Source organism: Hallella mizrahii, from assembly GCF_009695775.1.
GTDB classification, from domain to species: domain Bacteria; phylum Bacteroidota; class Bacteroidia; order Bacteroidales; family Bacteroidaceae; genus Prevotella; species Prevotella mizrahii.
The window spans coordinates 40,907-57,700 of the sequence record NZ_VUNG01000025.1; the positions used below are offsets into that span (position 1 = coordinate 40,907).

Annotated in this window: 15 protein-coding genes and 2 rRNA genes; 2 read left to right on the forward strand and 15 right to left on the reverse strand. The window is 45.8% G+C overall.

Annotated features, from left to right (window positions below; all coding sequences use genetic code 11):
• Positions 1-33: 33 nt before the first annotated feature.
• Positions 34-1,695, reverse strand: coding sequence for a glycogen/starch synthase (locus tag FYJ73_RS09965; RefSeq protein WP_154534570.1), 1,662 nt, complete (start codon positions 1,693-1,695; stop codon positions 34-36).
• A gap of 139 nt (positions 1,696-1,834) precedes the next feature.
• Between FYJ73_RS09965 and FYJ73_RS09970 the strand changes: the two genes are divergently transcribed.
• Entirely contained in the window at positions 1,835-2,269 is a 435-nt protein-coding gene (locus FYJ73_RS09970; protein ID WP_154534571.1) for a hypothetical protein, read from the forward strand.
• A gap of 89 nt (positions 2,270-2,358) precedes the next feature.
• Here FYJ73_RS09970 and FYJ73_RS09975 read toward each other — a convergent pair whose 3' ends face one another.
• The 12 genes from FYJ73_RS09975 to FYJ73_RS10035 form a co-directional block, all read right to left on the reverse strand.
• Positions 2,359-3,330, reverse strand: a complete 972-nt coding sequence (locus tag FYJ73_RS09975) for a F0F1 ATP synthase subunit gamma (protein WP_154534572.1) — start codon at positions 3,328-3,330, stop codon at positions 2,359-2,361.
• 12 nt (positions 3,331-3,342) lie between these two features.
• Positions 3,343-4,929: a F0F1 ATP synthase subunit alpha gene (atpA, locus tag FYJ73_RS09980; RefSeq protein WP_154534573.1), complete on the reverse strand. Its 1,587-nt coding sequence runs from the start codon at positions 4,927-4,929 to the stop codon at positions 3,343-3,345.
• Positions 4,930-4,941: 12 nt separating this feature from the next.
• Complete coding sequence (locus tag FYJ73_RS09985; RefSeq protein ID WP_154534574.1) at positions 4,942-5,478, reverse strand: F0F1 ATP synthase subunit delta; 537 nt, start codon at positions 5,476-5,478, stop codon at positions 4,942-4,944.
• Positions 5,479-5,492: 14 nt separating this feature from the next.
• Positions 5,493-6,008, reverse strand: coding sequence for a F0F1 ATP synthase subunit B (gene atpF / locus FYJ73_RS09990; protein ID WP_154534575.1), 516 nt, complete (start codon positions 6,006-6,008; stop codon positions 5,493-5,495).
• A 25-nt stretch (positions 6,009-6,033) separates the two neighbouring features.
• Positions 6,034-6,279 (reverse strand): ATP synthase F0 subunit C, encoded by a 246-nt coding sequence (atpE, locus tag FYJ73_RS09995; protein WP_154534576.1) that lies wholly within the window; start codon positions 6,277-6,279, stop codon positions 6,034-6,036.
• 80 nt (positions 6,280-6,359) lie between these two features.
• Positions 6,360-7,427 (reverse strand): F0F1 ATP synthase subunit A, encoded by a 1,068-nt coding sequence (atpB, locus tag FYJ73_RS10000; RefSeq protein WP_154534577.1) that lies wholly within the window; start codon positions 7,425-7,427, stop codon positions 6,360-6,362.
• A 272-nt stretch (positions 7,428-7,699) separates the two neighbouring features.
• Positions 7,700-7,939 (reverse strand): ATP synthase F1 subunit epsilon, encoded by a 240-nt coding sequence (gene atpC, locus FYJ73_RS10010; protein ID WP_154534578.1) that lies wholly within the window; start codon positions 7,937-7,939, stop codon positions 7,700-7,702.
• A gap of 41 nt (positions 7,940-7,980) precedes the next feature.
• Complete coding sequence (gene atpD, locus FYJ73_RS10015; protein ID WP_154534579.1) at positions 7,981-9,510, reverse strand: F0F1 ATP synthase subunit beta; 1,530 nt, start codon at positions 9,508-9,510, stop codon at positions 7,981-7,983.
• Positions 9,511-9,704: 194 nt separating this feature from the next.
• Positions 9,705-10,682 (reverse strand): 6-phosphofructokinase, encoded by a 978-nt coding sequence (gene pfkA / locus FYJ73_RS10020; RefSeq protein WP_154534580.1) that lies wholly within the window; start codon positions 10,680-10,682, stop codon positions 9,705-9,707.
• Positions 10,683-10,885: 203 nt separating this feature from the next.
• The gene (locus FYJ73_RS10025) at positions 10,886-12,049 is read right to left on the reverse strand and encodes a DUF6057 family protein (protein WP_154534581.1); all 1,164 of its coding nucleotides are present in this window, start codon (positions 12,047-12,049) and stop codon (positions 10,886-10,888) included.
• Between the two features lie 23 nt (positions 12,050-12,072).
• On the reverse strand, positions 12,073-14,148 hold the full coding sequence (locus tag FYJ73_RS10030) for an alpha amylase C-terminal domain-containing protein (protein ID WP_154534582.1): 2,076 nt from the start codon (positions 14,146-14,148) through the stop codon (positions 12,073-12,075).
• A gap of 34 nt (positions 14,149-14,182) precedes the next feature.
• Positions 14,183-15,304 carry an MORN repeat-containing protein gene (locus FYJ73_RS10035; RefSeq protein WP_336509597.1) on the reverse strand — a complete coding sequence of 374 codons (1,122 nt, stop codon included), beginning with the start codon at positions 15,302-15,304 and terminating at the stop codon, positions 14,183-14,185.
• Between the two features lie 172 nt (positions 15,305-15,476).
• On the opposite strand from FYJ73_RS10035, the gene kdsB reads away from it, so the two are divergent.
• The gene (gene kdsB, locus FYJ73_RS10040) at positions 15,477-16,223 is read left to right on the forward strand and encodes a 3-deoxy-manno-octulosonate cytidylyltransferase (protein WP_154534584.1); all 747 of its coding nucleotides are present in this window, start codon (positions 15,477-15,479) and stop codon (positions 16,221-16,223) included.
• A 114-nt stretch (positions 16,224-16,337) separates the two neighbouring features.
• Here the strand turns inward: kdsB and rrf are convergent.
• Together rrf and FYJ73_RS10050 are read right to left on the reverse strand one after the other, a co-directional pair.
• A 5S ribosomal RNA gene (gene rrf, locus FYJ73_RS10045) occupies positions 16,338-16,450 on the reverse strand.
• A gap of 121 nt (positions 16,451-16,571) precedes the next feature.
• Positions 16,572-16,794, reverse strand: a 23S ribosomal RNA gene (locus FYJ73_RS10050); the annotation flags it as partial.

Consider the following 16,794-nt stretch of genomic DNA (forward strand, 5'->3'; position numbering starts at 1 on the left):
TCTATATTTGCGCAGTTCTACAAAGCGAACTCACTATTTGGCCTTGCGATGCTCTGCCTTTTCCAACGCTATATCGTAGGCTTCCTCGTAATACTTAATGAAATGGCTCCAAAGTGCTTTCCTTGAAAGGCGCTCTGCATTCTCTCTGCTCTTTTTCACCGCTTCCCGACTAAAAGAGGAGTATGCGGCCACGGTATCTTTTATATTGTCGGCCACCTCGGAATAATTATAGTCTGTACGATGAATGACCTTCACTCCATCCTCGATCTCTCCGGCATGCCCGAGCTCTTTGTTTACCCACAAGCCAAAGCCGGAAAGATCTGTGGTGATACAAGGCACATGGAAAGCGATAGCCTCCAATGGCGTATATCCCCAAGGTTCATAATAGGATGGGTAGATACAAAGATCATTACCCAAGACCACATCATAATAGCTCAGGTTTACGATACCATCATCGCCTGTAAGATAGCACGGAAGGAAAATGAGTTTCACACGATCTTCTTTCCGGTTCTGCATGTTTAGGTATTTGAGCATACCTAAGACTTGGTCGTGGCTCATGTTATGTAGCCAATGCGTGATCTGAGGCACTTCCAATGGCGTGTCGAAATGTTTGCCACTGGCCAAACGCTCCTGAAGATCCTTGCGCGGCTCGCCTACCCAGCCCGGAACTTCTATAAAGGCAAGCACGGGGCGCTGTAACCGGTCATCCCGCAGCAATCGGTTCATTGCCTCTATGTAGACATCTACACCTTTGTTGCGGAACTCATAACGACCGCTGGTGGAAACTATCAACGTATTATCATCGAAATCCTGCCCAAGTAATGCATTGGCAATGGCAAATGCTCGCTTGCGTGCTATCTTTCGCTTGCGTGTAAACTCCTCTCCTCTAGGTACGAAATCGTTCTCAAAGCCATTGGGCAAGACTACGTCTACAGGCTTATCCAACAATTCCTTGCACTCCTTCGCCGTGATATCACTCACCGTGGTGAAGCAATCTACATAATGAGCAGTCTGCTTCTCTATAGAGTGCTTGCTTTGCATGTTCAACTCTCCGGCCATCTGATCGCCGTTATAGGCAAAGAGATAGTCGTAAAGAGGCTTGTTGTTACCAGCAATGCTACGACCAATACTTGTAGCATGCGTAGTGAACAAGGTTGCTACTTCGGGAAGATACTTGTGAATATAAAGCAACCCCAGTCCTGTCATCCACTCGTTACCATGATAGACGACTTTGTATTTGCTTCCCAGATAAAAGTGATAAAAACTCTCAACCACTTTTGCAGCACCATATGAGAACATGGATGCTTCGTCATAATCGCCATAAGCATGAAGGCTGTCAACCTGGAAGTCTTCCCACAACTGGGTATACAATTCATTCTTCTGGGAATAGTATTGAGAGAAATCTACAAGAATAGCTATTGGATTGCCGGGGACAGACCATCTGCCAATCTTCAAAACCATCCCTTCTTTTTTAGCCTGTACCTTCCAGTCGGTAAACAAAGAGGCATCCTCCTGAAAATAAGGACTTCTCTGCTTACCCCAACAATCTGGACCAATGAAAATGATATGGTCGCGCATCTTTGTCTGCAGCGTCTTGGCCCTTGTGGATAACACTGTGTATATGCCACCGACCTTATTACATACTTCCCAACTAGACTCAAAAATATAGTCCGGGAACAACTTGCCCTCTGTCATATTGCTATAATGTGCTTCTATAGTTGCAAAGGTAATATAAAAAATAGCAATAAGCAAATATAAATAACTACTATTTTATAAAATATTTGGTGCAATCGAAATAATAACCTATCTTTGCCACTACAAATTAGCATATATTATGAGAAAATTGCTCTTCTTATTTTTCACAATTTGCTGCTTGCCCATGATGGCGCAAGCACAAAAGAATGATGCTGACTCGACATCATTCAAGGGGTATCTATATAATAAGGAGTATAACGTCTATCTCCAAATCGATTTCTACCATCAAAACGTTATTGTTCCAAGACAGGAAGTGTATGGTGAAATGGCAGGCTACTTCGGCGATTGCCAGGATGGAAGAAAGTGGCTTTTCACTTCCGCTACCATCAAAAACGACCATATAGCAGAGATAGAAATCATCAACGACTATGGCAGCGAGGACTTAAAAGCGACACTGACAAAAGTCAACGACTCGACCTTTGTCCTGCATCAAGGTGAAGGAAGTACTATCAAGATTGCAAGAAACCGAAAGTGGGTAAAAATGCCAAAAGACCTCACATTCTCTAAGCGTTAAGATTCACCCTGAAAATTTAAGAAATAAGGCCTGTGCACCTTTGTCCGGTACACAGGCCTTACTATAAATGGGATTTCAGCGTATCTCTATTAGTTGTTCACGCTACCTCCAACAATATCAAGCATCTCACTTGTAATAGCAGCTTGACGACTCTTGTTGTATTGGAGTTTAAGCTCTTTCAAGATCTCATCAGCATTGTCTGTCGCCGTCTGCATGGCAACCATGCGTGCGGCATGCTCAGAGGCATTACTGTCGAGAAGAGCCGTATATACCATCAAGTTCAGTTGTTTGGGTATCAACACAGAAAGTACTGACTCCAAGTCCGGCTCCACAATAAAGTCATCATTCAACGGCTTTACCTCTTGATCCTGCCGATCTTCAGACTGTCCATGCTCCCGTAGATAAGCCTGGGCTTTAGCTGTCACTTGATTGGAGGACAAATCGCGGTCGTTGTTTGAGCCTATCTTTTCCGTTGACAGGTCAATCGGTAAGAAAGTACTCCGCGTGAGTATCTGTGTGCCAGCACTCTTGAAGTGGTGATAGATCATCTCCACCTTGTCCAGTTCATGTTTGGCAAACTTCGAAGCCAACTCTTCCGCAATCTTTGCACAAGGAGCAGCCGAAGGTTTATCCGCCAATTCCACGAAGTCTCCAGCCACATGATAACCTAACTTCTTGGCTTTCTCCATCACCTTGCGTCCGATAGGATACACGAGGATATCTTCCACACCTTTCTTCGTATATTCGTCCACCGCATTCTGCATCATCCTGATGACATTCGCATTGTAACCTCCACACAGCGAACTATTGGAAGAAAACACGATGAGAGCCACATGCTTGATTTCCTGTCGCTCCTCATCATAAGGTGTCTGAGCATCGTGCATGGAAACTAAGAAAGACTTCAAGATATGCTCCAGCATATTTTCATATGGGAGCATATTCTGGATAGCCGTTTGAGCGTGATGCAACTTTGAAGAGGCCACCATTTTCATAGCACTCGTAATCTTACGGGTGCTTTGCACTGAAGCGATACGTGTCTTTATCTCTTTTAACGATGGCATAGGCTACCTCCCCTAATTCTTAAATTGTCCGACGACATTAGCCATCACAGACTCGATAGCATTAGTGCACTCCTCTGTAAGCTTGCCGGAAGCCAATGTGTCAAGTATGTCACTGTGCTGAGTACGCATCTGCTCCAAGAACTGATCTTGGCAAGCACGAACCTGGCTGACGGGAACATCATGCATCAGACCATGAACACCACAATAGATGATAGCTACCTGCTCACCTACCGGCATAGGACTATACTGTGGCTGGATAAGCAACTGGTTGTTCTTTCTACCACGGTCAATGGTCATGGCTGTTACCGGATCCATATCGCTGGAGAACTTAGAGAATGCCTCCAACTCACGATACTGTGCCATATCGATCTTCAGCGTACCGGCAACTTTCTTCATACTCTTGATCTGTGCACTACCACCGACACGGCTCACAGAGATACCAACGTTGATGGCAGGACGGAAGCCCTGGTTAAAGAGGTCGGTCTCCAAATAGATCTGACCATCAGTAATGGAAATGACATTGGTAGGAATGTAAGCACTCACATCGCCTGCTTGCGTCTCAATGATTGGCAGAGCGGTCAGTGATCCACCACCTTTGACATGTCCCTTCATGCACTCCGGCAGATCGTTCATTTGCTCTGCCACTTCCTGCTGGTCATTGATACGCGCGGCACGCTCAAGAAGACGGGAGTGGAGATAGAACACATCACCAGGATAAGCCTCACGACCGGATGGGCGTCGCAAAATCAAAGAGACTTCACGATAGGCTACAGCCTGCTTAGACAAGTCATCATAGACGACAAGGGCATCCATGCCTCTGTCACGGAAATATTCACCAATGGCAGCACCAGCAAACGGAGCGTAATACTGCATGGCAGCAGGGTCGGCTGCTGTAGCACTTACCACGATGGTGTAAGGAAGTGCGCCGTGCTCACGCAATGTTTGAACAAGAGCGGCAACGGTACTGGCCTTCTGACCGATAGCTACATAAATGCAATATACAGGCTTACCTGCCTCATAATTGGTTTTCTGATTGATAATGGTGTCTACGGCAATTGCTGTCTTTCCCGTCTGACGGTCACCGATAATCAACTCACGCTGTCCACGACCGATAGGGATCATCGAGTCCACGGCCTTCAATCCTGTCTGTAAAGGCTCTTTCACAGGCTGACGATAGATTACGCCCGGTGCCTTGCGATCCAAAGGCATCTCGAAAGATCCCGTCAAGTCGATGTCACCTTTTCCGTCAATAGGCCTGCCCAATGGATCTACGACACGACCTAAGAAATTGTCATTGACACGGATAGAAGCAATATGATGCGTGCGCTTTACTTTCTCACCCTCCTTAATACCTGCGGTAGGACCGAGAAGCACACATCCCACATTGTCTTCCTCCAAGTTCATGACAATGGCCATCGTACCATTCTCAAATTCGAGCAGCTCGGATGCCTCGACGTTGCGCAAACCGTAGACACGCGCCACACCATCGGCCACGGTGAGCACTGTGCCCACCTCGTCGAACTGGTTTTCAGCGTTGATGCCCTGAAGTTCCTTTTCGAGGACTTCCGACACTTCACTTGGTTTTATTTTGTCTGACATTCTTTCAATTCTTTATTTTCTCAAGGTTGCCAGCACTTGGTGAAGTTTTGTCTTCACGCTGGCGTCCATTCTATAAGTATCATATTCAAGGATAAACCCACCTATAATATTTGGATCCACCTCGGTATTGAACTCCACACTGCCATGCGTTTTGCTCTCAACCATACGTTTCATCTTTTGTTCTGTTTCAGGAGAGACAGCTACGGCAGTGATCAATTTTCCCTGGGTGACATGCTTCATCCGTCGGTAAAGGGAGATATAGGAATTGGCCATGAACTGCAAAACACTTTCCCGATCTTCCCGAAGAACGATTTGGAAAAAGCGCTTTGTCAACTCTGTAACCTTTCCACCGCAGGCCGTAATGATCAGCTGCAGCTTCTTATCCTTTGCAAGCATAGGATTATCGATGGTGAATCGAAAATCAGGGACATCCAGAAAACTCTTGCAAAGTATCTGCATCTCCTGATAAACATCTTCATCCAGTTTCATTGCCACCGCACTGTCGAGCAGAGCACGGGCATATCTTACTGAGATTACTCCTATATCCATACGCTTACAATCAATTAATGAATATCACTCTTTACTTCGTCTTTCGACACCTCATCCAGCAGTTTATCAATCAAATCCATCTGCTTGTCGTCGGCAGAAAGCTTTTCCCGCAAGATCTTCTCTGCGATTTTTACAGACAACTCCGCTACTTGTGAGCGAATCTCACCGATGGCCTGGCGCTTCTCATTCTCAATTTCTGCCTTCGCGTCGCTGAGAAGTCGTGCCCCTTCATCTTTTGCCTGTGTCTGAGCCTTTGCCACTATAGCCTCGCGAGTAGCAGTGGCCTCCTTCAATATGGAGGCCTGCTTCTCCCGTGCTTCCTGCAGAATGGATTCTCCTTCTTGTTGGATGTGAGCGAGCTTCTCATTGGCCTCATGCGCCTTTCTCAGGCTGTCGTCGATGTAGTCCTTTCGCTCCTTGACCATCTTGGTGATGGCTGGGAAGCCCCATTTCCACAATACGGCCAGCACGACTAAGAAGACAATGGTCATCCAAAAAAGAAGACCCGTGCTTGGCATTAACAAATCCATACGCAGTAATGATTATCTTGATTGATTAGATGCAAAGGAATGCTACCACCACAGCGAACAGAGCAACACCCTCGATAAGGGCGGCAGCTACAATCATATTGGTGAAAATCTTATTCATCACCTCAGGCTGGCGAGCCATCGCATCCATAGCCTGGCCACCAATGCGACCAATACCGATACCTGCACCAATAGCTGCGAGACCTGCGCCGACACCGGCACCTAACTTTGCAACGCCATCTGCGGCGGCTGCCAATAACAATGTTGAAATCATAGCTTTAAAGTTTAATGTGTTTATTTTTTATTTATATTATTCTATATTATTCTTCTGACATTTAGCTATCTCAATTCGGGTTAATCTTCCGACTTCACACGCGCCAAACCAATGAAGATGGAACTCAGCATGGTAAAGACCATTGCCTGAATGAAGCAAACCAACAACTCCAAGCACATCATGAAGATGCTCATCAAGACGCTCAATGCTGTCATTCCGTAGAAGGTCGCGCCACCAATGGCTGCGACAACGAAGATGATGCAAGTAAGCGACAACGCTATAGCATGTCCTGCCATCATGTTGGCGAAGAGTCGGATCATCAATGCGAAAGGCTTCGTAAAGATACCGACAAATTCTATCAACGGAATCAGAGGGAATACTTTCAGAGCCTTTGGCACGTCTGGCCAAAAGATGTCTTTCCAGTAATGCTTCGTGCCACTGAACTGGGTAATGACAAACGTACACAGAGCCAGGAAGAAGGTAACGGCGATGTTACCTGTCACATTACCACCGCCTGGAGGGAAAGGCACAACACCCATCAGATTACAAGTCAGTATAAAGAAGAAACAAGTCATCAGATAGGGAGAATATTTCTCGTAACCCTCGCCTACTCCAGGCTTTACGATGTTTTCTTCAACATAACTTACAAGCATCTCGACGAATCCGGTAAAGCCTCCTGGTGCAGGATCGCTTGCTTTGTGGTGACGATACCATCTTGCGGGTATCAAAATACAAAGGAGCAGGATAATCGCATCGATGAAAAGCACTGCCACTGTCTTGGTGATACTGATATCAAAGGGCACGACCTCCTTGCCACCCTGCAGCTCAATGATCTTACCTGTATGGTCGCCCATAGTGGCAATAGCCAAGTTATAGGGACCATGTCGATATCCTTTTGCATCTGCTTCCTCTGAAAAGAGTGAAGAACTGAATACATGCCAACCCGTAGAGCTCTTGACAATGACTGGCAGATTGATGATGACATGATGCTTGCCAATATCGGTGACATGCCATTCATAGGAATCTTTGATATGCCCTACCACAATCTGAGAAGTATTCAACTTGCCACTGTCAGAGGCAAAAACCGAAACAGGCAATGCCATCAACAGCAACAAGACGATGCAAGTAATATATTTAATCTTATTCATTGTCCAAACATTTTAATGTCTGATCATCAGCGTGGTCGCCATCATCGCTGCATACATGATGAGAATCATGACCACAAACGACTTCGACTCTCCTGCGCTTTGCGAAATCAGCATCACGTAACATGCGGTCCATGTAGCAATGAGTAGCACCCGGATCAATGCCAATAGGAAATAAAACCTTGGCAAAGCTTTTGGTGCATGCTTCATCACAAAGTCATAACCTTTCACCCATGCTATGCCCAGCATCACAAAGAGCAAAACACTGACGAATATCACACTTCCACGCAAAGGCACACTTCGTTTTTCTTCACCTCAACAAAGCCCCCACGTACATCTATGCTTCGGGATCCTTGCGATGCCGTAAACTCCACTTTGCCATCTCCAAGTGAAGAGATAATGGGAGCGTGATTGTTGAGAATCTCAAAGGCACCCTGTGTACCGGGAACCTTCACGCTCTCTACCTCCCCGTCATAGATGACTTTCTCGGGTGATACTATCTTTAATCTCAACATAGGAATAGTTTTAATATTCTAAATATGAGAACATCGTATCATTAAGCCTTCTTGGCGGCATCGAGTAGCTTCTTACCCTTGGCAATTGCGTCGTCGATCGTACCAACGTTCATGAAGGCCTGCTCCGGCAGGTCATCGACCTCTCCGTCGAGGATAGCGTTAAAGCCTTTGATCGTGTCTTCGATATTCACCATCACACCCGGCACATTGGTAAACTGCTCAGCAACAGCAAACGGCTGTGACAAGAAGCGCTGTACACGACGAGCGCGGTTCACAACCAAGCGGTCCTCGTCAGAGAGCTCATCCATACCTAAGATGGCTATGATATCCTGCAACTCATTATAGTGCTGAAGGGTTTCCTTCACACGCTGCGCGCATTCATAGTGTTCTTTACCGACAATCAACGGATCAAGAATACGTGATGTACTGGCCAAAGGATCCACAGCAGGATAAATACCCAATGCCGTAATCTTACGATCGAGCACCGTCGTAGCATCCAAGTGAGAGAATGTCGTTGCAGGAGCAGGGTCGGTAAGGTCATCGGCAGGTACATACACGGCCTGCACAGAAGTGATGGAACCGTTCTTTGTGGAGGTAATACGCTCCTGCATGGCTCCCATCTCCGACGCCAATGTCGGCTGATAACCCACGGCTGAAGGCATACGTCCCAAAAGTGCAGAAACCTCAGAACCGGCCTGCGTGAAACGGAAGATATTATCGATGAAGAACATAATGTCGGCTGGTGCTCCATTCTTGCCACCATGGTCGCGGAACTCCTCGGCAACGGTCAAACCGGAAAGAGCAACAGAGGCACGTGCCCCAGGAGGTTCATTCATCTGACCATAGACAAGGGTGGCCTGACTCTTGCTCAACTCCTCTGGGTCTACAAGGCTCAGATCCCATTTGCCTTCATCCATGGCTTTCTTAAACTTCTCGCCATAGCGGATAACGCCTGCGTCAAGCATATCACGGATCAAGTCATTACCCTCACGCGTACGCTCACCGACACCGGCAAAAACAGAATATCCGTCATGTCCTTTGGCGATGTTATTGATGAGTTCCATGATCAGCACGGTCTTACCCACACCGGCACCACCGAACAAACCAATTTTACCACCTTTCATATAAGGCTCAAGCAGGTCGATGACCTTAATACCAGTAGGAAGCATCTCCTTATGAGTGGAGAGATCCTCAAACTTTGGAGCTTCTCGATGGATAGGATAACTGCCCTCCATATTGAGCGGCTTCATACCGTCAATGGGTTGACCAATGACATTCATCATTCGACCCTTGATCTGTTCACCAGCCGGCATTGTGATAGGACTGCCCGTCGATATAACCTCCAGACCGCGTTGCAATCCATCGGTATTGTCCATAGCCACACAACGCACCGTGTCCTCACCAATATGCTGCTGCACTTCCATGATCAGATCACGGCCATCGGGTCGCTTTACTTTCAATGCCTCGTAAATCTTAGGCAATACCTTTTCTGGATCTTGACCCTGCGTGTCGAAATACACGTCAATAACCGGCCCAATGATCTGCGAGATACGCCCGTTTATCTGTGACATACGCTTTATGATTTAATGTTAACTTTTTCTTTCTCTATATAAGACACATCTAATGATGTTTCTCTATTCTTTTACAAAAATACGGAAAATGTCTTTACCACCAAACTCCTTTAACATACTTTAGAGCGGTTATTCATATTAAAGACAGGAAAAAGGAGTATTCGTGAACATTTGCCGCCTAATTGTGAGAGATTTTAAATACTTAGTTCATCAAGCACGGTGATGAGTCCCCTATCAAAAGGCTTATCCGAGCGGATTGCTTCAGACAAAGGCACATACACAATTTCGTTGTTACGAATACCGACCATGATATTACGCTGTCCCTGCATAATGGCCTGCACAGCACCCACTCCGGTACGACTGGCCAGGATACGGTCATGAGCCGACGGACGGCCGCCGCGCTGTAGATGTCCAAGAATAGATACGCGCACGTCATAGCCGGGGAACTCCTTGCGCACACGGTCTGCATAGTAGAGCGCGCCACACTTCGGACTCTCTGACACGATCACGATACAACTGCGCTTTGACTTTCTGATACCACGCTCCATGAACTGTGCCAACTGGTCGACATCGGTAGAGTCCTCAGGAATGATTGCGGCCTCTGCTCCGCTGGCAATGGCCGAGTTCTGAGCAAGGAAACCCGCATCACGCCCCATCACTTCTACGAAGAAGATGCGCTCATGACTCTGGGCTGTGTCGCGAATACGGTCCACACACTCTACAATCGTATTTAAAGTGGTATCATATCCTATTGTAGAATCTGTGCCATAAAGGTCGTTATCAATAGTTCCAGGAAGGCCAATACAGCAAAGATCGTATTCGCGGGCAAAGTCACGAGCACCCGTCAAGGAGCCGTTACCACCGATCACGACCAAAGCATCGATCTCTTCCTTCTTTATCGTCTGAAACGCTTTCTCACGTCCTTCTGGAGTCATAAACTCTTTGGAACGTGCCGTACGCAAAATCGTACCACCATCACGAATGATACCGGACACATTTTCTGTTGTAAAAGGCTGAACTTCATCATTGATCAGACCGTCATAGCCACGGAAGATACCTTTTACTTTAAAACCATTGCAGATACCGGCACGTGTGACGGCACGGATAGCGGCATTCATTCCTGGAGCGTCACCTCCGGAAGTCAATATACCAATTGTCTGAATCTTTGCCATATCGTCTTTATTTTAGAATTTGCTAATATTATGATGCTATGTGTTTCTATATGTTTTCGTCACGCAAAGATAACAATTTATCAGAAACAACTCAAACGAAAAACCCAATTTTATAATGCTTTAACGGACAATTCGTGCAATATGAGTTAGAAATTCCTTTTTTGTAACCTATATGTAACTTTCTACCGCACTTTATCCTATATCTACTTCATGGATGCGATGCGTCTGTGAGTAAAGAAATAAAACCAATATGTTTTCCCATACGTATCTTTCAACTCTGAAAATCGCTCCTTAGGATTAGCGTATTTCTTACTCATATCCTGATAATCCTCATAGTCTGCATCCATCACCGCGTCGTGATAAACGAGATAAGGATGCTCGCGTAGATGGGTATACAGTATCAGTGCCTCACGATAATGTTTAGGCAGATGACTGTCCAACCGATAATACTTTGTAATATTATGAGCAAAGGCATCAACGTCGCAGTCAAGCAGATAAGCACACAACAACCAATCATTGGATGCTTTCGTTGCCCACCACTTCTGATGCAATTTCTCAAAATAGACCCGTGGACGCATCTTTTGTTTGAAATAGACACCCAGCATTATATATACAGGTTCGGTCGATGCCATCATCACCTTCACGGAAGATCCATTTGGCAACATCGCATCAGAACCACCAACCAAGGGATATTCAAAAAGTTTGTCTCCGAGCTGATGTGTAGCTGACAATGCCCATATTCTCAGAAAGGTCAGACTACTGTCAGTTTTCTCTTCATTGCTACCCACTGTCAGAGCTTCCTGATACCGTTGGCTGCTCAAATCATTTTCCATTCTCATCCGATAATGAAACACTTCATCCGAACAGCCGATAGCACATGTCATCAGCATCATCGCGCCCATGATAGAAAGATTCTGCCACAACACCCGACTACTACTTTCCGTAACAAAGGGCGAACTGTCCAAGCTTTCCATCTGACGGCAAAACCATATGACGACTGCATAAAAGACCATCAGCAATGGGAAGAGCCAGGCCCAGCAGTCTATGTAGGATTCTGTATCGACATTCCGCGTCACATCCGTCAAGATTGCCAGCAATAGCAAAGAAGGAAAATAGCTCAAGGCATGCCCTACCCTCTCCAAGCGTATGAAACTGTAAAGCGTCAACTGCAACAGCCATAGCACTAAGGTAATCAGCACAGCGCCTATCAGCCTGTTATAATGAGTAGCACCCTGAGACAGCACATGCTGGATGACTGACATGATGTCAGTCTGATAATCATAGAGATATAAGAACGTAAAAAATACGAAGAAAATGGCACACGTCACTCTCATGATGACGATGCCATTTTTGCGATTATTTATCATTGAATCTATCTACAACAATGAGATTATTCACATTTTCTAAGCACTACTGCAGAGCGGGCAGGTATATAGAGTTTCAACCATCCCTTATGATCCTTTGCATACAATGGATCGGGGTTAGTGAAATGTTCAACGCTGTCATCTGCAAAGCCATAACCACCGAAGCACTTCGCATCGGTATTCAGTACCACGCGATAACTTCCCTCTTTTACCAAGAATCCATAGTCGGTATAGGACCGGGTTGGAGAGAAATTAAAGACGAAGACCAGATTACCTCTTTCGAAAGCCAAGATCTGATCACCATCATTGTGCCAAATCTCCTGTACGGGTGTCAAGTTGAATTTTGGCTCACTCTTGATCACACGCAACATCTCACGGTCGAAATCCCCCAAGAAATGATAGTCCAAGTCCGGGTTATCCACAAGATTCCATTGACGGCGGGCATATTTATAGCTCCATCCATTGCCTTCCCTCGGGAAGTCGATCCATTCGGGATGGCCGAATTCATTGCCCATGAAGTTAAGATAGCCACCATTGATGGCACCCAAAGTCACCAAGCGGATCATCTTATGCAATGCAATACCACGACGCACCCTCTCGTTTTCATCTCCTCGTTTGAAATGCCAATACATATCAGCATCTATCAGACGGAAAATGATCGTCTTATCGCCTACCAAAGCTTGATCATGGCTTTCGCAATACGAGATAGTTTCTTCGTCAGCACGCCGGTTCTTAACCTCCCAGAAAATGCTGCTCGGCTTCCAGTCTTCATCGCGCTTTTCCTTGATCGTCTTGATCCAGTAATCGGGGATATTCATCGCCAGACGATAATCAAAGCCATAGCCTCCATCCTCATACCTGGCAGCCAATCCCGGCATACCGCTCACCTCTTCAGCTATTGTCACAGCAGAAGGGTTCACCTCATGGATGAGTTTGTTGGCCATCGTCAGATAGCAGATAGCATTGTCGTCCTCATGCCCATTGAAGTAATCTCCATAGTTGGTAAAGGCTTCTCCCAGTCCATGACTATAGTACAGCATGGAAGTGACGCCATCAAAGCGGAAACCGTCAAAATGAAATTCATTCAACCAGTACTTGCAATTGCTCAGCAAGAAATGAATGACATCGTCCTTACCATAATCAAAGCACAAGCTATCCCATGCCGGATGCTCATGGCGGTCACCCGGATAGAAATATTGGTTAGGATCACCGGCAAGATTACCCAAACCCTCGACCTCATTCTTCACAGCATGAGAGTGGACGATATCCATGATGACGGCAATGCCCTGCTCATGCGCAGCATCGATGAGTGCCTTCAGCTCCTCAGGAGTACCGAATCTGCTTGACGGAGCAAAAAACGAACTCACATGATAGCCAAAACTACCATAATAAGGATGCTCCTGGATAGCCATGACCTGCATACAGTTGTAGCCATCTTTCACAATTCTCGGCAGCACTTTATCTTTAAACTCCGTATAGGTGCCTACCTTCTCGGCATCCTGAGCCATACCTATATGACACTCATAAATCAACAGCGGATCTTTAGAGGGACAGAAAGAATTCACCTTCCACTGATAAGCCTTTTTGGGAGCCCACACCTGTGCAGAGAAGATCTTCGTCTTCTCATCCTGCACTACACGTGTAGCCCAAGCCGGAATACGTTCTCCCTGACCGCCGTTCCATTTCACATGCATCTTAAAGAGATCACCATGCTTCATGGCACGCACCGGAAGCCGCAGCTCCCAGTTACCTGTGTTGGGTATGCGTTTGCAGCGATATTGCTCAGACTCCGTCCAATTATTGAAGTCACCGACAAGATAGATATCTGTGGCATTGGGAGCCCACTCACGGAAGACCCACCCGCGGGGGATTCTGTGAAGACCATAGTATTGATAACCATTGGCAAAATCCGATAACGTCTCCTTGCCATGATTCGTCAATTGTGATATTTTCCAAGCCACATGATCGTGTCGTCCACGAATGGCGTCCTCAAAGGGCTCAAGATAAGGATCGTGAGCCACAATGCCAATATGCTGGGGATGCTCAGTAGGAGCAGCACTCAGTACTTTGCTATCACCTGTAGATTTGGATTTCTTCACCATAATATAAAGTTTATGTATTTAGGTTTCAATCATATTAATCGTTAAACCGCCGGCCATTTTCATAATAGCCATGTGCCGTGATCTGTCCGTTGCGGTCCTTCTCCACAAACTTACCGTCCCGCACATCGTTGACATAAGAGCCTTCAAAGCGTTTTCCGTCCTTGTTTTCCTCGATAGCCTTACCGTTTCGCATGCCATTGTGATAGTAACCTTTAAAGCGAGTTCCGTCGGCATAATGAATGATCACTTCGCCCTCAATCTTGCCGTTGACGAACTCACCCTCAAAGATGTCACCGTTTTTTTTCGTCAACTTGCCATGTCCATTCTGCAAGTCTTTCTTCCAAGTTCCCTCATACTTGTCACCATTGGCCCAAACAAACGTACCTTCGCCATCTCGGTCACCCTCTACAAAATGTCCTGTATAGCGGTCACCATTGGCATATTTGAAGATGCCTTCACCCGTACGCTCTCCCTGGTCATAGTCACCCTCATATTGGTCACCGTTCTGAAACTGATAAATGCCTCGACCTTGCTGAATATCATCTTTCCACTGTCCACGGTATACATCTCCGTCACCATACTTGTTGACTCCATATCCACAGCGCTGGTTATCAGTCCACTCTCCATCATAAGTGGTACCGTCGCCCCAGTCAAAGAAGCCTTTCCCTTCCTTCTTGTCGGCTTTCCACTGACCTTGGTAATAAGCTCCGTTGGCATAAGTATAGCGTCCTTTTCCCTGACGCATATCATGATACCAGTTACCATCGTACTTATCACCATTAAAGTAATACATCACTCCGTGCCCTTCCTGATAATCACGAAACCACAAGCCTACATACTTATTGTTGTTACTGAAATAATAAGTGCCTTGACCATGCTGCTGATTGAGCAGCCATTGACCTTCATATTTTTCACCATCAGCAAAAGTATAAACACCATAGCCATTGCGTTTGCCTTTCACAAACTCTCCTTCATAGGTATTCCCGTTTTCATAGAGAACACTTCCCTTTCCTTGTGGCTTTCCAGAAGCCATTTCACCTTTATAGGTTCCTTTGACTCCTTGCTCGACAATCGTACAAGAACCCAAGGAAATTTTTTGTGCATAGCTCGTAATAGAAGCTAAGGAAAGTATTATTGCAATGATTCGATTTCTCACTTCTTAACAAATAAATAAATTCTAAGTTCAAAGATAATAAGAAAAATCGAATTCAAAAACATGCAAACAAAAAAATAAATGATAAACACTACTATTTAACAAAAATAAATAAGCAGAATCAAAGGAAGATTTAGTAACTTTGCAAGAAAAGGAACAATTATTATCAATCAACATGAAATTTACAGCAATTATTCCAGCACGTTATGCCTCTACACGCTTTCCGGGAAAGCCACTGGCTCTTCTCAGTGGCAAGCCTATCATTCAGCATGTCTATGAGCAGGTAAAACAAGTGATAAAAGATGTGTGGGTAGCTACAGATGATCAGCGCATTTTCGAAACCGTCAACACTTTCGGTGGAAAAGCTGTCATGACAAGAAAAGATCATAAGAGCGGTACTGACAGAATCGAGGAAGCAGCAGAGAAGATACAGACCCAAGCTGATATTATCATCAATGTACAGGGCGACGAACCATTCATACAGCCCTCACAAATTGAGACGCTATGTGAACTCTTCAAGCATCCTCAAACACAGATTGCTACACTTGGAAAACCATTTGAAGGCATTGAAGCGGTTAAAAACACAAACTCACCGAAGATTGTGACCAACTATCAGGGATTTGCCCTTTACTTCTCACGATCAGTCATTCCCTTCGTACGTGGTATCGAAGAGAATGAATGGCTCGAACACTTCCCCTATCTCAAACACTTAGGGATCTATGCTTATCGCCGTGAAATACTTAAAGAAATCACCAAACTCCCAATGTCATCACTGGAAAAAGCAGAAAGCCTTGAGCAACTGCGTTGGCTTCAGAATGGATACCGCATCAGAGTTGGCATCACAAATGTAGAGACAATCGGCATCGACACACCCAAAGACTTAGAAAGAGCAGAAGCTTTTATAGCTAAAAAGGAAGTATAAAAGCTTCGTAAAACATCCCCAAAAGCCACTCTATCCCTTCCTAAAGAAAGGGATAGAGCTATAACAAAAAAAGAGCCCTTGAAAATATTTCTGTCTTCAAGGGCTCTTGTTGAAAGAGGGCGGCCTCCTACTCTCCCGCATTGCATTGCAGTACCATCGGCGCAAGTGGGCTTAACTTCTCTGTTCGGAATGGGAAGAGGTGGGACCCCACCGCAATAGCCACCCAAAATGGGGTTGACTTATCGCCACAAGCTATACGCTATAAAGAAGCGTCTTGACTCATTATTATATTATACAGAACCCTTACGTTTCCGAAAGAATGCTGCCAATACATCTGAAAGCATTGCCTCGAAAGAAGCTCTCGGGCAATTAGTAGTGCTCGGCTTTGACGTCACCGTCTTTACACCTGCACCCTATCAACGTCGTCGTCTGCAACGACCCTCAATGGAGTTCTCATCTCGCGGCGGGCTTCGCACTTAGATGCTTTCAGCGCTTATCCCATCCAGACTCAGATACCCGGCGGTGCACCTGGCGGCACAACCGGTAAACCGGAGGTCTGTCCATCACGGTC